Below are 15,231 nucleotides of genomic sequence, written 5' to 3'. Positions count from 1 at the left end.
AAAAGAAAAAGCTTGTAGTTTGGATAGTATCCAAACTACAAGCTTTTTTCATAAGCAAAATTATCAATTGCTAGCAGCACTATATGCTACATGTCGTTTCTCAATTCTCTCTTCAATTTCTTTCATATTTTCTTTATTATCTAATAGTGATTGTTTATTTTCAATTAATAATTGTTTAAAAGATTTTCTCACTTTTTTTCTCATTTTCATTGTCCTCCTTGGGGGATGGTCTATATAAAAGATAAGGAATTATCTGTGTGCCCTTATAATAATTGATTGTTGTGAATTCCATTTGAACTTCATATGAAAATTCCATTTATTTTCTGACAACTTTGTGAACATACAAAAATGTGATCATCCTAAAACCATTTTGAAATTGCTTCATTTCATTATAAAAGTTGCTATTGTCATCAACTTCTATCAATATATTTTGTCGAAACATTTATATATTTAAAATTGAGTTCGATATAATTTTATTTACTACGATACTGTTCGTAAAAACAAAAAGAGGGGTGTTATATAAGTCAAACTTTGACTTTTATAACACCCCTCTTTCAAAACTATTTATAGCATATTGATTAATATTTCAGGTCTTCCCCAATTCATTTCTTCACAAACGAATCTAAGTTTTTCTTCATCCATTGTGTGTAATCCTTCTTCTAGTAAACATGAAATTGGAACTTCACAATGAATTTGTGCCAATTGTAATGAAATATTTAAGTTCTCTAAATCACTTTCAATCTTTGTGCGCTGCGCTTTCGTTAATGATGCTACATTTTCTAGTACAGTTGCTACTGTTCCGTGCTCTTGAATCAATTTATACGCTGTTTTTTCCCCGATACCTTTTACACCTGGGTAATTATCGCTCGTATCTCCCATGAATGCTTTCGCATGCACGATTTGCCACGGCTCTACGCCTTTTTCTTCCATGATTTTCTCTGGTGTGTAATATTCGTAATTTCCGATTCCTTTGCGCAAGAGCATTACTGTAACGTTCTTATCAACAAGCTGAAGTAAATCCGTATCACCTGTTAAAATATACACTTCCGCTTCATTACAGTATTGTTTTGCAAGCGTGCCGATACAATCATCCGCTTCATACCCTTTCATACCGATAACTGGAATAGACAATTTCGCAGTCATTTCTTGAACTAAATCAAATTGCGGAATTAATTCTTCAGGGGGCGCTACACGATTCGCTTTATAATTCGAGAACGATTCTGTTCTAAATGTCGTACTACCCATATCCCAGCATGTTACGATATGTGTCGGTTCAATTGCTTGCATAGCTGTTAATAAATGTTTCATATAACCATGAATCCCATTTGTAGGGGTACCATCTTGTCGTTTCATAAATTGTCCGTAGACACTTGTTGCGTAAAAAGCACGAAATAATAGTGCCATACCATCAACTAATAATACTTTTTTCATAATCCCTCTCCTACCAAAAAAATAATAACCCCACGTCATCACGTAAGGTTATATAAATAGATTACCATTCTACGTTTTTTCAACTTTGTCTATTATACATTGTTTTTGTATATTTAGCATCATTTACACATTAAGACGTTCTACTACAACAAGTATGAAGAATTCCTGTATACGTATTTTTCCCAGTCGAAACAACTACAGCCTTTGCATTTCCGCCAACAATATGAGTCCCTTTGAAACATACGTTTTCAAGTTCAAGTGGATTATAGTCTTTCATTCGTTTTAAAGGAATAAATCGTTTACGCTCAAGGTGATAGCAACTTTCAAATTTCTCAATACTTGCATCTTTTCCTGTTAGCACGGATTCATTTACTAATAAATCATTCGCGTAAATGATACGTACATCTGCTGGTACTGTATCACCTTCTGAAAGAAAAATCATATCCCCAGGAACAAGCTCTTGTACTGGCACATTCATCATTTTTAATTTACCGTTTAAACCTGTTACACTAGAACATTCTACTCGAGACACAGTAATTTTCTCACATTGTAATCCATCACGCACATGTTGTTTTGAAAAACCTGGAATCATTCCACTTAGCTTCATCATTACTTCCGCAATACGCGCTCTTTTTGAAATTAATTCGTTTCGGCCGTATACTTGAATGCGTTTTTGTGCCTCTTTCATAGATAATCCGTCTCTTGTTGTTTTAAAATACGCAAATACAGATTTTACATCTCTCGTTGCGATTTCAATTAATAAATCTTTATTTTTTTGAAGCATTGTTTGTTCTTTCGTTGATTTTTTACTTAATTTATATGACGTGTTACCCACAGTTTTGTTTGCATATAACATATTATCGTCTCCTCCTGTACAACATAGGAAGAAACGCTTTGTTTCTCAATTTATCCACTTTTACCGTAACAGTGTTTAGCGCTTAAACATGCATATAAACGCTACATTATGATAAATATAGAGGGAGGAACAAGTCGTTTCCTGCCTACATCATATATTTTTGATTTGAAGTATATGGGTAACGGAACCGAGTCAGAATTTGACATGCTCCTCACCTCCTCGTTTAATTTTATAGTTTATACTATGAAGTTACTCATAGATTTGTAACAAAAAGACCCTTACTCCGAAAAGAGTAAAGGTCATGGCATACACAAATAAACGATTCCTAAACAATTAGAAATCTACGGACCTCTCCCTCGCCGAGTTTTAGCACTGTATAGCATAGGTACATTACCAGCTACGTTAAGAAAAACCTTAATTCGATCATTCCTGTTGACCCATTGGCGTCTCTCGACATTTTTGGGCAGTAGCATTTCTCTATACAGGAGCCTCACCTAACAGAGACTTATTTTTATTACATAGAAAATGTTACTCTTATTTAAAATAGATGTCAACAGTAGCCTACAATTTTTTCGAAAAGTATGGCGAACTAACGTAAAGGTTTTAATAAGTTATACAACCAGCAATTACAATCCCAATGGAAAGCGATAAAAACATAAGAAACAGACCGACTGCTTGATTATCTTCTTCAAGACTTTTGTTTATATTAAAGCGTGGTGTAAGCCACTCAGCTAAATAAAAGACGATAATTTGAGCCAAAATCCCAACGGCTCCCCACGAAACCATATCAAGAAGTGAAATGGAATTAGCTGCTGTCGAATATAAAACAATAGCTAATCCAAGTAATCGTCCTCCAAGTACATAGCTTACCGCCTTATTCCCTTGGGCCATTAACTTAAATTCTTTTACTTTCGTTGTCACTTCCATGAGGAACAGACCAATGCATAAAAGGCCCAGTGTTACTGCTAAATATAATAAAAAATTAATCATATACTTTCCTCCTTTTTTATACCTACCGGTAAATAGTACGATTCATTCCCCGTAATTTTTTCCCCAGCGCGAATACCGATACTACTCGCTTTTCCAGCAATTAGAAACGAACCAAACACATACGACAGTTTCTCCATCCCTTTCTCTGTTTCCAAAGATACGACTGGAAGTTCTGTATACTTTTGAAATATCGGCAGTGACGCTTTATACGTTTGGTGTGCATTTTGAATCATAATATTTTCGTCCTTATCGCGAACGGTAATTGTGTCTCCTTCTCTACCAAATGAAGGCTTTTGAACGAAAGAGCCTTTTCCTAAAAATAAATCTCGTTCTAAATATGTAGGTAACATATATTCTTTAATCCACTGTTGTTCCTCATTTGTATAAAAGGCCTTTTCTTCTGCTAACCCCCAAATCAGACACTGAATTGATTTTGGCTGAAGCAAAAATGCTGACAAAGGATTTATTATAAAAAGCTTTCCGGCTTTTACAAGTTGCAACAGTTCCACACCTACGAAGTCTCCTGTTTCAGGATCTTGATCCTCAATTAAATCTTCTATCGGATATGTTTGGCGATATAAAATATCAATCTGTACTCCATCCCTATCCACTAAAGCATCTTTTGTAATTCTAAGTTCTGACATTGGCACTACTTTATTTTCAACATGGCATAACTGACTCAAATACATAGTCGTATTCCAATCCTCAATATGTTCATGATGTGCTGTAAAAACAACATTTGGGTTATCTATTCCCTTTGTCGCTTCCATTACGGCCTTTGTAACACCAGAAGATAGTAATCGTTCTTGACCCAAGTTTGGATCATCATAGCCTAGTTTCCCACAAATTTTTCCATTCATTTGAAAGCATTCCATAATAAAAGTTGGTGTATCACTATTAAACTCAAGCATTTTAATTTGGTTATCACTTGTTAAAACGAAATCAAATCGTGAAATAACAGATTCAGGATATAATCCTTTCATTCTAATGAAAGATAAGCTTGCAGGAGGATACCCAAGTTCAAGAAGCTGTTCGTCACTTAAATTCCGCAAAAGTTTAGCAGTCTTAAAAAATATTTTCCCCATTCGTTCAGTTGCTAATTGCAATTGTTTCATAGTCTGATTTGTTATAGAGAAAATATGAAACAAACTATACTCACATTCATATAAATCCGACCAAAAATTCGGATATTTCGAATAAAACTCTTTTCGATCCCTTATGTATTGCGACATATGTTAGCCCCCAAATCCTCCCTTTGAACCGCTTCCAATTCCACCTTTAAATTCCGCAGACGATTGATAAGATTTAAATGCCGATGAATTTTTAAAAGTGGATTTATTTTGATAGTAACTCCCACCATAAAAATAATGCCCACGATAACCTGACCTACTATCATCACACTGCCATACCCCAAGTTCATCATCCCAATCCCAATCTGAACAACTATTATCATTCGGTTTTGGGGGAAGATCTTGTGCGCAGCCAAATAAGGTGCCAGTCATTAAAGACGTTACGACACCACCTACTAGCCATTTCGTTTTTGTCACCTTCGCACTCCCCTTTTTAAATTCTATTCCTATTATATAAGATAGCATGATAAAGTAGAAGAAAAAGGAAGAAGAGGGATAAAATGCGCTTAGAATATCGACTTAATGATGAAACGAAAAGGTATCCTGCTTTATGGAACTACGCAAATATTTCTAATTCTGAAATCATCGCGCGCATGACGTGTGAATATTTTATAAAGGATAACAAGACATATGTTGTTACTGCTACTTCAGTAGATCCAGACGGAATAGCAGTTATATATATTCAAAAAGAAGAGTTTGCAAATGACCCTTCAGATCCTACATACTCTCACATCGGTTTTGAGGTTAGAGAACTAAGTGAAACGAGTTCAAGCATAATAGATCGGAAAGATGTATGGAACTATGAAGAAATTTTGCCATCTCTTCATTCAGACATTATATATATTCAGCGCGACGGCATGCATATGGAGTTCGCTTTAGATTCAAGAGAGATTGATGAAGATAGAAAGTGCTATATTTATTATGGAAACTTCACAGGTGAATCCAGATAAAATAAATATATGTATGCAACAAAAAAACCTTACGTATAAAACGTAAGGTTTTTATATAGCCCCACATATGCCGTTCTCTCTAGATGTCCATAAACCTGCTCTCACAGGTGGATGCTCTCACAAATGTTTGTAACTTCCTTCTTAAAAAGATGGCATGTTAGCTACATTTAAATATTGAACTTCCATATTAAACTTATTGGTTTAAGACATGCATAAGCTACGTACACCGTAGGAATTTTATATAATGTTAGTTGAAATAAGACCCCCGCACGTGCCGCTCCTCGTAAATGTCCAAAAACCCGCTACTCGCAGGTGGATGCCCTCACAGTTACCGTACATCTTCCTCCACAAGGAAGGCTTGATGATGGTCGCTAAATATTGAGCTTCCGTATAACTAACATCGGTTTTAGACATAAATAAGTTACGTACACCGCAGGATGTATTATTTACTTGTCGTTATATTATCACATTGTTTCCAATGTGTAAAACACAAAGTTTTTCGAGCAATTTCTTGCTTGTGACCTTATTTTAATACAAATTATTTTTGCATGCAAGTGATTAATCTTCTTCTTTTGCAATTTGATTTTCTGGATAAGAAATCCAATCACTCCAGCTACCTGCATACAATTTAACATTTTGGAATCCAGCTAATTTCAATGCAAGGATATTTGGACAGGCTGTAACACCAGAACCACAATATACAATTGTTTCCTTATCTTTCGAAAGATTTCGGAATCGTTCTTGTTGCCCAGCTTCATTCTTAAATTGCCCTGATTGTACAATTCCATCCTTCCAAAAATAGTTTACTGCTGTCGGGATATGTCCTGCTTTTGAATCAACTAGTTCCTCTACACCAGCATAACGTTTTGGCTCTCTAGAATCAATTAACGTAACATCTGCACCTGCATGAATATTCTCTCTCACCGTTTCCATCGTTACAAGCATATAATCTTGTACATTTGCTTTGAATGTTTTTCGTATAGCAACAGGAATTTCCGTTGTTATCGGTAGTCCATTCTCTTTCCAAGCTGGAAATCCACCATCTAATATATATACTTTCTCATGTCCTACATAGTTTAATAACCACCAGAGACGAGAAGCATTTGCACCCGCTTGACTGTCATATGCAATTACTGTCGTATGTTCATCAATACCAGCTTGTGAAAGCTTGTCTGCAAACTCCTCAATATTCGGCAATGGATGGCGACCACCATGTTCTGTTACAGGACTTGATAAATCTAAATTCAAATCAAAATATAATGCATGAAGAATATGTTCTTCCTCATACTTTTCTCTACCCCAATTAGGATTCGCTAAATCAAAACGACAATCGATTATACGGACATTCTCATCTTCTATATGCTCACGTAACCATTCGACTGTAACTATCATCTTTAACGACCTTCTTTCTCTTGCAAACGACTTACATACTCCATAACCATTTCTTCTGTAACATATTTACGCTCTAGTGTAACACCATTTTTTGCAAGATCATTAATTTGCTTTGTTACAACATTAATGACATCAACCGAAAATTCTTTCCCATTTGACGCAAGAGATACGGCTGCTTCAATAGCTGCTTCACGCTGCGCATCTAATTGTAAACATGCTTTTACACTTTCATTTTGTTTACGAGAATGTGCTGTAATTGCTTTATGTACTTCCATCTTCTCTTCCCCCTAAATAAGTTATAAGTTCTCATTCAATTCCATTGCAAGCCGAATCATATCACGGCATACAATCCCATTTTCAATAATCTCTTCTTCATAATGCTTCGAAAAGTAATCAAAATCAATAGAAAAAATACGAAATCCACATTTTTGATATAAAGCAAGTTGTGAAACACTAGAATTGCCCGTACCAACTTCAAGTTTTGACATACCATATCCTTTAGCAGTTTCTACGGCATGACTTAATAGCTGCTTTCCAATCCCTTTTCCTTGCAAATGCTCTACAACCGCAATATTCATAATTTCCATCGTCTTCGGCCTTGTTTCCAAAAGAACATATACACCGATAACTCTCCCCTCTTGCTTAGCTACATATGTTTTCCCTCTTTGTACATATGCATCAATTTGCTCCTCACTCGGATCAGCAAGCAATAATAAAGGTTTCGGTATAGCTTCTTTCGAAATATACTCTATTACTACACACATAAAAAACTCCCCTTTCTCTATTGTTCTAAACCCTCCTTGTCTACCATAAATAATAGAAAGGAGGGATTCACCATGGACAACAATGAGAAAAAGTGCAACGTCATCTCTATTGATGGAAAGAAGAAGAAAAGCGACACGTATTCCTACCCAAAATTAGTAGTAGAAAACAAAACATATGAATTTTCTTCATTCGTCTTATGCGGTGAAACACCAGACGGCAGACGCCTCGTTCTTACTCATATGATTTCTACCGATGAATTTGCTGGGTTTGTCAAATCTTTAGATACAGTATTGCAAAAGAAAATTGAACGAATCTTTTTCTCATAACGACTATATCACATAAATTTCTTTTTCAATCTCTACTAACTGCTTTTGCAATTGTTCTTTACTTTGTTCATATAGTGATACATCAATTGTTTCAGCCAATGCAAATAATACACTTTCATAATAATTCATCACATCTTGCTGCATCACTTTTTGGAATAAGTTCCATTTCAAATCCCACTCTTGCTTATAATGATGAACAAATAAATCTTTTTCATCAGCTACATAGTTTGATACGAAAGGCTCTAATACAACTTTAGCCTCTTCTTGCATGAAAGCTTTATCATTTTTTTCAAAAAAGCTTTTTTCATTTTTAAAATGCGCCAGTGCTTTTTTGAAATCTTTTATTTCAACTGAAGGGAACGGTTCTTTATGTGCAATATCTTTATATTCATAATCCACTGTTCCACTCATAGAAATTGATTCATTTTCTACTTTACAGTTCACCACAATTTCATTCTTTGCACGCTTCATCGCTTCATCTATCCATTTCTCAAGGCGTAATGATGTCGCACGCATTTCTTGTAGTAAATCATGCTGAATAAATGCCACTAATTCCATAACGCACTGTTGCAACTGCACTTTCACATTCCCATCCGTTCGCAGCGATGCTGGATTAATAAATTCAGTAAACACATCGTTATAGCGTAGGAATAGACGCTGTTGCACGTAATAAAGCAATTCTTTCACTTCATTTTGCATCGCCTGCTCTTCAGCAAGCACACTATATGATGAAATAATATGAAGTAGCTGATCACGCTCTGCTTCATATTTTTTCGTTTGCTTCTCTTTCTCTTCATTCCCCTGCTTTGCACCGTTTATCATATTTACTAAAAGCTGATTTGCTCCTTGCAATGTACCATATAAAGCATGAACAGATACGAGCATTAAATCTCTCATCATAAAGGATGTAAATGATTCCTCGAACTTAGCAATCCCAGAGTTTTGTAAAATACCGTACTTCTCTTTTTCAATATTCTTTCCTTGCTTCTCTTCAAGTGCACATAAACTTGAAATTGCAAATAAACGCGGATTTCTAATACCATATTGCAGTAGCTGGTCTGCGATATAACCTTTTACCATTTCAAGTTCTTCTTCAGACTCTGCTAAATCGGCCGCATTAATTAAGAAGAACATTTTATCAAGTGCAAAAGTATCCTTTACACGACCAAGCTGGATTAAGAATTCACGGTCAGCACGAGAGAACACATGATTATAATACGTTACAAATAAAATAGCATCTGCGTTTTTAATATACTGGAACGCAACGTCCGTATGGCGGGCGTTAATAGAATCCGCTCCAGGTGTGTCTACAAGCGCTACTCCTTGCCTTGTTAAAGCACAATCATAATAAAGCTCCATGTACTCAACAAAACATGATTTTTCTTCATTCGCTACATAATCAGAAAACTCTTCTAATGTAACTTGTACTTGCTCCCCTAAATGAGCAGAAACCGTATCATACCCTTTTTGTACCGCTCGTAAAAAGCTAAATGTTGTTTTTTGCTTCCCAGTTGGTGAAGGATATTTCATAACTTTATCAATTTGTGCTAACGCTTCATCTAACGTAGTAATCTCATAATGAAACAACTTATAAACAGCTTTCATATCTTCTAATAGAGCTTGCTTTGATTTGAATTGAACCATTACTGTTCCGTGTGGTTTTTCCTCTGTAACCGGCAAAATTTGATTAATCGTTGCCGTCGTCGGATTTGGTGATACAGGAAGTACATTCCCACCAAGCAATGCATTGGCAAATGATGATTTCCCAGCACTAAAAGCTCCGAATAACGCTACTGTAAATTGTTTCGTTTCCACACGACACCTTTTTTCTATTACCTCTTGTTGTACATGTTTCAGCGCTGGCAATGGCTCTAATATCGTTTCAGCTTTCTTCACTTTCTCTAATATACGCTGAATATTTAAAGCTGCCGTTCCTTTTATCTCTTCCTCACGAGCCATTACGTTATCGTTTACGCTTTCCTGCTCTTGTAGTGTGAATTTCTCACTAACAATTTGTGTTTTACTTTGCAATATCTCCTCTATTTGCAATCCTTCTGGTGTAGCAACACGCTCGTGCCAAACATTTTGCAAATAACTTTCATATGTCTCTAAATTGTTACTGTATTGCAATTGCGTTTCTTTTGCCGTTTGCAACATCATATATTTTTCAATCTCTTTTTCAATGTGTGCAACTGCTTCCTTCACCTTTTGCTTTAAAACGACTGCACTTTTATCAAAAATTTGCTGCGCTTTTGTAAAATAACGTTTCTTCAGTTCATTCGCTACATCCGCTGTATAAAGAAGTAAGTAATCACCTGTGAAACCTGCACCTTGTTTAATGACTTCAGCTAACATTTCTGGTCCAAAAGCAATTTCTAAAGCATATATGTCTTTCCCAATTTCCTCTGTGAACAATCCTTCTTCTTTTAAGAAGGCAACGATAAATTCTTTCACATGAAAATCAAGTTGCGTTTCAACAGTCTTTTGCAAAGCAGAATAAAAAGCATCTAAACGTCTCTGTTTTTCTTGTTCCGTCTTTCCTTTCGCAAACAGCAAACCGACCTTAAATTTAGTTAATTTCGTTTCTAAATACGCATTTGCCAATTCTCTCATTTCAAATGGCATTAAATACGCGTTATCTAATATAGCTTGTAAGCCTTTTATAAATTCGTTTCTCACATGAGATTCTTTACTAGCCTCGCGTTGTTTAGTTGCCGTTAGCTCTTCTTTCTTTTCAACTATCTCTGAAATAGAAAGCGGCGATGCTAGCTCTTCCTCATATTTCAAAAGAGCTTTTTCATTTTCTGAAAGAATAAATGAAAAATGTTCCCCCATTAAATATTCTGTTTCTCGCTCCATTCCATCTCTGACATACTGCAATTTTTCTTTCATAATAGAAGTAATTAATGTTTCTAAGCTTCCAATTTCATTATGTGTATGGTTCATCATTCGTAATGAAGTATAATACACTCCATCTACTTCAATATCCCAGTTAGAGAACGATTGTTTTACACTATCTTTATAATCCTCAAACGATAATTCATTTTCTTTATGTTTATCTATTTGATTTACAACGAGATAAACCGTTTTATTACGTTGCTTCAATTCTTTAACAAATTGCAAATTCACTTCCGATTGGACGTGATTATAATCCATCATATAAAAAATCACGTCTGCTAGATGCAGCGTTGATTCTGTCGCTAATTGATGGGCATCATCTGTTGAATCAATCCCTGGTGTATCAACTAACATAACACCCTCAGGAATTGGCGCATCATTCCGATAAATATGAACACCAATTACCTCATCACCGTCTTTACAAATTTGTTTTAATTCTTCAGCTGAATATGCACCATCATATTCGTACTGTTCTCCAGATTTAACTGTTACAACAACACGATCCATTCCTTTTTCAATTTTGACAACGTTAGCGCTTGTCGGAATTGGACTTGTTGGTAACAACTGCGCTTTATATAGATGATTCATCATCGTTGATTTCCCTGCAGAGAAGTGACCGCAGAACGCTATCATAAGCTGTTCTTGTTTATATTTTTGAATCACCTCAAACAACTTTACACTATTCTCTGCATCGCCGTGTTTTTGCCACTCTTCATAAAAACAAACAAGTTTTTTCATACCGTTTGTCTGTACTATGTTTGTCATCCCCTTGTTCCCCTTTATCCAAGATGTATATACTTTTCCCGCTATTTGCGAGCTCATAATCATCAGGAGATACATCCCCTCATCGATTACAGTTTCACTTTACTATCATACTAAATTTTCAGCATATTCTCATTAAAAATAAAAAATCCCTTTCATTCTTTTTACAAATGAAAGGGATTTTATGTCATATCACTCATTTTGCTGTTCCTACTCCATTTAAAACATACTTTGCAATAACTGCATATACAGCGACTGTACCTGCTACTAATGCATATACCATGCTCATGCACCAACCTTTTTTTTGATAATGATTATCACTTTTGAATACATTTTATCATTAAAGAGAATCATTATCAATACTTTTCATAAAGAAAGCTCCTTATAGAAAGGAGCTTTACTGCCTGTTTTGAAGAAGGTTAAAACTTGTTGTGCACTCTTATTATATCTCATAATACATATCTTAACAGTTTTAAAAATTGGAAATTACCTATATACCCTCCTCTTTACATTTTGTATAATAAAAGGGAATTACTTAACAAGGAGGAAAATAATGACACAAAATATTTCACAAGGCGAGAGGATACATTCCATCGATATTATTAGAGGGATAGCTGTACTAGGTATTTTTCTTGTTAACTGGCCTATTATCGCTGGGATTGACTCACGTGATCTTTCAGGAGTTTATGAGGGGCTAGATAGCTATATCCGTCTATTTTACGATATGTTTATTCAAACAAAATTTTATACAATCTTTTCGTTTTTATTCGGCCTAGGCTTTTACATTTTTATGACTCGTGCTGAAGCGAAAACAGATCGCCCAAAAACTTTATTTGTTCGCCGCTTACTTATTTTATTATTATTTGGTTTCTTACACTACGTTCTTTTATGGGACGGGGACATTTTACATACTTATGCAATTACCGGGTTTTTCTTATTTTTATTTTACAAGAGAAAGCCACGCACTATTTTAATATGGTCAATTGTACTATTAAGTTTCATGCAATTGTTCACATTAGTAGGTTCTCTTCTCATGTTATTAGTGCCGGTAGATGAACTAGGCCTTTCCATAGCCATTATGCCATTAGAAAACTGGGGCTTACAAATTACAGACAGATTCCATTCTTTCTATTCTGAAGCAATAAGTAACAGTCTTATTATGCTTCCTGAAACACTAGGATTGTTTTTACTAGGATTATATGCCGGTAAAAAAGACATTTTCCGCCGTGCTAAAGAATTAGATCTAAAACTTAAAAAATGGCAAATCATTATGTTCATTTTAACATTACCGATGTGGTTTATTATGGTTTACTTCTTTATGAACAATCAACCATATACACCATTTTCACTTATGGGTATTACGATGATAAGCGGAAAGACATTGTTCATCTTCTACATTGTCACGTTAATGCGTTTATTACAAAAAGAAAGATGGCAAACATTATTACGTCCGTTCCAGTATGTTGGTCGAATGGCGTTAACAAATTACATCTCGCATACAATTGTTACATTACTTGTATTCGGACTATTGTTCAAAAATGATTATCTTGCTCCATTATGGGTAGGTCCTCTATTTTGCATTAGTTTCTATACGTTACAAATCTTTATTAGCCGCTGGTGGCTGTCACGTTATCAATACGGGCCACTTGAGTACATTTGGCGTCTTGGTACGTATGGGAAAATGATGCCACTTAAAAAGAAAAGCAAGGTCTCATAATGAGACCTTGCTTTTTTACGCTTCTCTTACTGCACTTTGCATAGACACTGGCTCTTCTTTCACTTTACGCTGCGGCACCATATTAAATACGATATTTAATAGTACTGCTGACACACTTCCAAGTACAATTCCGTTATCTGTTAAAATACGAATGTTTTCAGGAAGTTGTGAGAATAATGTCGGAACAACTGTAACCCCAAGCCCAATTCCAACAGAACATGCAACGATTAATAAGTTTTCTTGTTTACCAAAATCAACACTACTTAACATTTTAATGCCATATGCCATTACCATACCGAACATTGCTAACATCGCCCCGCCAAGTACGGATTTCGGAATGATTGTTGTAATAGCTGCGATTTTTGGAATAAACCCAAGAACGATTAACATACCACCACAAGTATAAATAATAACGCGATTTCTTACTCCAGTTAATTGAACAAGTCCTACGTTTTGAGAGTATGTTGTATATGGGAATGCGTTAAAAATACCACCTAACACCATCGCTAATCCTTCTGCGCGATAACCTTTTGTTAATTCTTTTTCACCAATCTTTTTATTGCAAATATCAGATAATGCAAAGTAAACACCTGTTGCTTCTACAATCCCTACGCAAGCAACTAAAATCATCGTAATAATTGGCGTTAATTCAAATGTTGGTGTACCGAAGTAAAACGGCTGAATACCATGGAACCAATCCGCTTCTCCAACCGCTTGCAAACTTACTTTCCCCATAAATGCTGCGACAATTGTACCGAACAATAGGCCAAGTAAAATAGAGATTGAACGAATAAATCCATCAAAGAAACGATACATAATGATGATAAATAGTAATACACCAAATGCTAACGCTAAATTTTCAAGACTACCAAAATCCTTACTTCCTACTCCTCCAGCCATATCATTAATCGCTGCTGGAACAAGTGTAACTCCAATTACGGTAACGACAGATCCTGTTACAACAGGTGGAAACAGTCTTACAAGCTTTCCAAATAATTTCGCAAAAATAACAACGAATAACCCGGCAGCAATAATTGCTCCATAAATAGAAGACACGCCGTATTGTTTCCCGATTGCAATCATTGGGCCAACCGCTGTAAATGTACAACCAAGTACAACTGGAAGTCCAATACCGAAAAAACGATTTGATAATGCTTGTAAAATTGTCGCAACGCCGCACATTAATAAATCAATTGAGACTAAGTATGTTAACTCTTTTTGATTTAAACCAAGTCCGCCGCCCACAATAAGCGGAACAATAATTGCTCCAGCATACATAGCAAGCATATGCTGCATACCAAGCGATGCGATTTTAAATGGATGTTGCTTCATCGTTTATTTCACCTCCGCAGTTTCTTGCTGTACAAATGTAACTGTTCCGTTATCAAGTGATGCAATTTCTGCTAGTGACTCAACACGAACTCCTTGTTCACGAAGCTTCTTTCCTCCATCTTGGAATGCTTTTTCAATAACAATACCAATTCCTGCAATACTTGCTCCAGCTTGCTCTACTAAACTCATTAAACCTAAAGCAGCCTGACCGTTTGCTAAAAAGTCATCAATAATTAAAACACGGTCATTTTCATCGATATGATTTCGAGATAATGAAATTTCATTCGTTTCTTGTTTCGTAAATGAATATACGTTTGCAACGTACATATTATCTTGTAACGTTAACGATTTACGTTTTCTTGCAAAGATTACTTTTACACCAAGCTCTAATGCAGCCATAACTGCTGGTGCAATGCCTGAAGATTCAATCGTTACGATTTTTGTAATGTTCTCTTCTTTGAAACGTTTAGCAAATTCTTTTCCAATCTCTTGCATAAGTACTGGGTCAATTTGATGATTCAAAAATGCATCTACCTTTAATACGTCACCAGATAAAACCTTTCCTTCGTTCAAAATCTTTTCTTGTAATACTTTCATGTTTGTTCCCCCTCTTATGCAATAAAAAACTCCAAAAGCCGCCACCACTCGTTACAAGTGAGAGACGCGCTTTTGGAGTTTCGCA

General features: G+C 35.5%; 15 protein-coding genes, 2 other RNA genes and 1 riboswitch. Of the genes, 3 read left to right on the top strand and 14 right to left on the bottom strand.

The genetic code is table 11. From position 1 onward, the window contains the following. Nucleotides 1-63: 63 nt before the first annotated feature. From AC1Q8N_RS17285 to AC1Q8N_RS17260, 6 genes are all read right to left on the bottom strand, one after another. Entirely contained in the window at nucleotides 64-204 is a 141-nt protein-coding gene (locus tag AC1Q8N_RS17285) for an FbpB family small basic protein (protein WP_098643011.1), read from the bottom strand. Nucleotides 205-564: 360 nt separating this feature from the next. Then, complete coding sequence (locus tag AC1Q8N_RS17280) at nucleotides 565-1,431, bottom strand: 5'-3' exonuclease (RefSeq protein WP_000757060.1); 867 nt, start codon at nucleotides 1,429-1,431, stop codon at nucleotides 565-567. Nucleotides 1,432-1,561: 130 nt separating this feature from the next. After that, nucleotides 1,562-2,287, bottom strand: a complete 726-nt coding sequence (locus tag AC1Q8N_RS17275) for a P-type ATPase actuator domain-containing protein (RefSeq protein WP_098047398.1) — start codon at nucleotides 2,285-2,287, stop codon at nucleotides 1,562-1,564. 343 nt (nucleotides 2,288-2,630) lie between these two features. Beyond that, nucleotides 2,631-2,796: riboswitch (M-box (ykoK) riboswitch) on the bottom strand. Between the two features lie 94 nt (nucleotides 2,797-2,890). Next, a complete protein-coding gene (locus tag AC1Q8N_RS17270; RefSeq protein ID WP_000606860.1) occupies nucleotides 2,891-3,277 on the bottom strand; it encodes a DUF350 domain-containing protein in 387 nt (128 codons plus the stop codon). Beyond that, the gene (locus AC1Q8N_RS17265; protein ID WP_048543466.1) at nucleotides 3,274-4,509 is read right to left on the bottom strand and encodes a glutathionylspermidine synthase family protein; all 1,236 of its coding nucleotides are present in this window, start codon (nucleotides 4,507-4,509) and stop codon (nucleotides 3,274-3,276) included. The genes AC1Q8N_RS17270 and AC1Q8N_RS17265 overlap by 4 nt, the downstream gene beginning before the upstream one ends. 3 nt (nucleotides 4,510-4,512) lie before the next feature. Next, complete coding sequence (locus AC1Q8N_RS17260) at nucleotides 4,513-4,824, bottom strand: hypothetical protein (RefSeq protein WP_000169026.1); 312 nt, start codon at nucleotides 4,822-4,824, stop codon at nucleotides 4,513-4,515. Nucleotides 4,825-4,907: 83 nt separating this feature from the next. Here AC1Q8N_RS17260 and AC1Q8N_RS17255 point away from each other — a divergent pair, with 83 nt between their 5' ends. Beyond that, nucleotides 4,908-5,357 (top strand): hypothetical protein, encoded by a 450-nt coding sequence (locus tag AC1Q8N_RS17255; RefSeq protein WP_098068823.1) that lies wholly within the window; start codon nucleotides 4,908-4,910, stop codon nucleotides 5,355-5,357. A gap of 54 nt (nucleotides 5,358-5,411) precedes the next feature. Here the strand turns inward: AC1Q8N_RS17255 and ssrS (AC1Q8N_RS17250) are convergent. The 5 genes from ssrS (AC1Q8N_RS17250) to AC1Q8N_RS17230 form a co-directional block, all read right to left on the bottom strand. Further along, a non-coding RNA gene (gene ssrS / locus AC1Q8N_RS17250) (6S RNA) lies at nucleotides 5,412-5,595 on the bottom strand. Between the two features lie 21 nt (nucleotides 5,596-5,616). Further along, a non-coding RNA gene (gene ssrS, locus AC1Q8N_RS17245) (6S RNA) lies at nucleotides 5,617-5,799 on the bottom strand. Nucleotides 5,800-5,915: 116 nt separating this feature from the next. Beyond that, the gene (locus AC1Q8N_RS17240) at nucleotides 5,916-6,749 is read right to left on the bottom strand and encodes a sulfurtransferase (protein ID WP_062821715.1); all 834 of its coding nucleotides are present in this window, start codon (nucleotides 6,747-6,749) and stop codon (nucleotides 5,916-5,918) included. A 2-nt stretch (nucleotides 6,750-6,751) separates the two neighbouring features. Beyond that, complete coding sequence (locus AC1Q8N_RS17235) at nucleotides 6,752-7,024, bottom strand: YpbS family protein (RefSeq protein ID WP_000451816.1); 273 nt, start codon at nucleotides 7,022-7,024, stop codon at nucleotides 6,752-6,754. A gap of 21 nt (nucleotides 7,025-7,045) precedes the next feature. Beyond that, the gene (locus tag AC1Q8N_RS17230) at nucleotides 7,046-7,513 is read right to left on the bottom strand and encodes a GNAT family N-acetyltransferase (protein WP_098152144.1); all 468 of its coding nucleotides are present in this window, start codon (nucleotides 7,511-7,513) and stop codon (nucleotides 7,046-7,048) included. 72 nt (nucleotides 7,514-7,585) lie between these two features. Here AC1Q8N_RS17230 and AC1Q8N_RS17225 point away from each other — a divergent pair, with 72 nt between their 5' ends. Next, a complete protein-coding gene (locus AC1Q8N_RS17225) occupies nucleotides 7,586-7,840 on the top strand; it encodes a DUF3931 domain-containing protein (protein ID WP_000369740.1) in 255 nt (84 codons plus the stop codon). Nucleotides 7,841-7,843: 3 nt separating this feature from the next. Here AC1Q8N_RS17225 and AC1Q8N_RS17220 read toward each other — a convergent pair whose 3' ends face one another. Next, on the bottom strand, nucleotides 7,844-11,503 hold the full coding sequence (locus tag AC1Q8N_RS17220) for a dynamin family protein (protein WP_098643018.1): 3,660 nt from the start codon (nucleotides 11,501-11,503) through the stop codon (nucleotides 7,844-7,846). Between the two features lie 550 nt (nucleotides 11,504-12,053). On the opposite strand from AC1Q8N_RS17220, the gene AC1Q8N_RS17215 reads away from it, so the two are divergent. After that, nucleotides 12,054-13,217 (top strand): DUF418 domain-containing protein, encoded by a 1,164-nt coding sequence (locus AC1Q8N_RS17215; RefSeq protein ID WP_098068826.1) that lies wholly within the window; start codon nucleotides 12,054-12,056, stop codon nucleotides 13,215-13,217. 15 nt (nucleotides 13,218-13,232) lie between these two features. On the opposite strand, the gene pbuX is transcribed toward AC1Q8N_RS17215, so the two are convergent. Both pbuX and AC1Q8N_RS17205 read right to left on the bottom strand, forming a co-directional pair. Beyond that, on the bottom strand, nucleotides 13,233-14,549 hold the full coding sequence (gene pbuX, locus AC1Q8N_RS17210) for a xanthine permease PbuX (protein ID WP_098144319.1): 1,317 nt from the start codon (nucleotides 14,547-14,549) through the stop codon (nucleotides 13,233-13,235). 3 nt (nucleotides 14,550-14,552) lie between these two features. Continuing rightward, complete coding sequence (locus AC1Q8N_RS17205) at nucleotides 14,553-15,146, bottom strand: xanthine phosphoribosyltransferase (RefSeq protein ID WP_000866483.1); 594 nt, start codon at nucleotides 15,144-15,146, stop codon at nucleotides 14,553-14,555. Nucleotides 15,147-15,231 lie beyond the last annotated feature (85 nt).

Source organism: Bacillus sp. GW823-FHT06B01 (assembly GCF_058952315.1).
The sequence above is the reverse complement of the archived record's forward strand: the minus strand, read 5'-3'. Positions and strand labels throughout refer to the sequence as shown.

Excerpts from the sequence above, each read along its gene's own strand:
- AC1Q8N_RS17235 (WP_000451816.1), bottom strand. The coding sequence starts at position 7,024 with ATGGAAGTACATAAAGCAATTACAGCACATTCTCGTAAACAAAATGAA.
- AC1Q8N_RS17225 (WP_000369740.1), top strand. The coding sequence starts at position 7,586 with ATGGACAACAATGAGAAAAAGTGCAACGTCATCTCTATTGATGGAAAG.
- AC1Q8N_RS17275 (WP_098047398.1), bottom strand. The coding sequence starts at position 2,287 with ATGTTATATGCAAACAAAACTGTGGGTAACACGTCATATAAATTAAGT.
- AC1Q8N_RS17255 (WP_098068823.1), top strand. The coding sequence starts at position 4,908 with ATGCGCTTAGAATATCGACTTAATGATGAAACGAAAAGGTATCCTGCT.
- AC1Q8N_RS17215 (WP_098068826.1), top strand. The coding sequence starts at position 12,054 with ATGACACAAAATATTTCACAAGGCGAGAGGATACATTCCATCGATATT.
- AC1Q8N_RS17285 (WP_098643011.1), bottom strand. The coding sequence starts at position 204 with ATGAGAAAAAAAGTGAGAAAATCTTTTAAACAATTATTAATTGAAAAT.
- pbuX (WP_098144319.1), bottom strand. The coding sequence starts at position 14,549 with ATGAAGCAACATCCATTTAAAATCGCATCGCTTGGTATGCAGCATATG.
- AC1Q8N_RS17205 (WP_000866483.1), bottom strand. The coding sequence starts at position 15,146 with ATGAAAGTATTACAAGAAAAGATTTTGAACGAAGGAAAGGTTTTATCT.
- AC1Q8N_RS17270 (WP_000606860.1), bottom strand. The coding sequence starts at position 3,277 with ATGATTAATTTTTTATTATATTTAGCAGTAACACTGGGCCTTTTATGC.
- AC1Q8N_RS17230 (WP_098152144.1), bottom strand. The coding sequence starts at position 7,513 with ATGTGTGTAGTAATAGAGTATATTTCGAAAGAAGCTATACCGAAACCT.
- AC1Q8N_RS17280 (WP_000757060.1), bottom strand. The coding sequence starts at position 1,431 with ATGAAAAAAGTATTATTAGTTGATGGTATGGCACTATTATTTCGTGCT.
- AC1Q8N_RS17265 (WP_048543466.1), bottom strand. The coding sequence starts at position 4,509 with ATGTCGCAATACATAAGGGATCGAAAAGAGTTTTATTCGAAATATCCG.
- AC1Q8N_RS17220 (WP_098643018.1), bottom strand. The coding sequence starts at position 11,503 with ATGACAAACATAGTACAGACAAACGGTATGAAAAAACTTGTTTGTTTT.
- AC1Q8N_RS17240 (WP_062821715.1), bottom strand. The coding sequence starts at position 6,749 with ATGATAGTTACAGTCGAATGGTTACGTGAGCATATAGAAGATGAGAAT.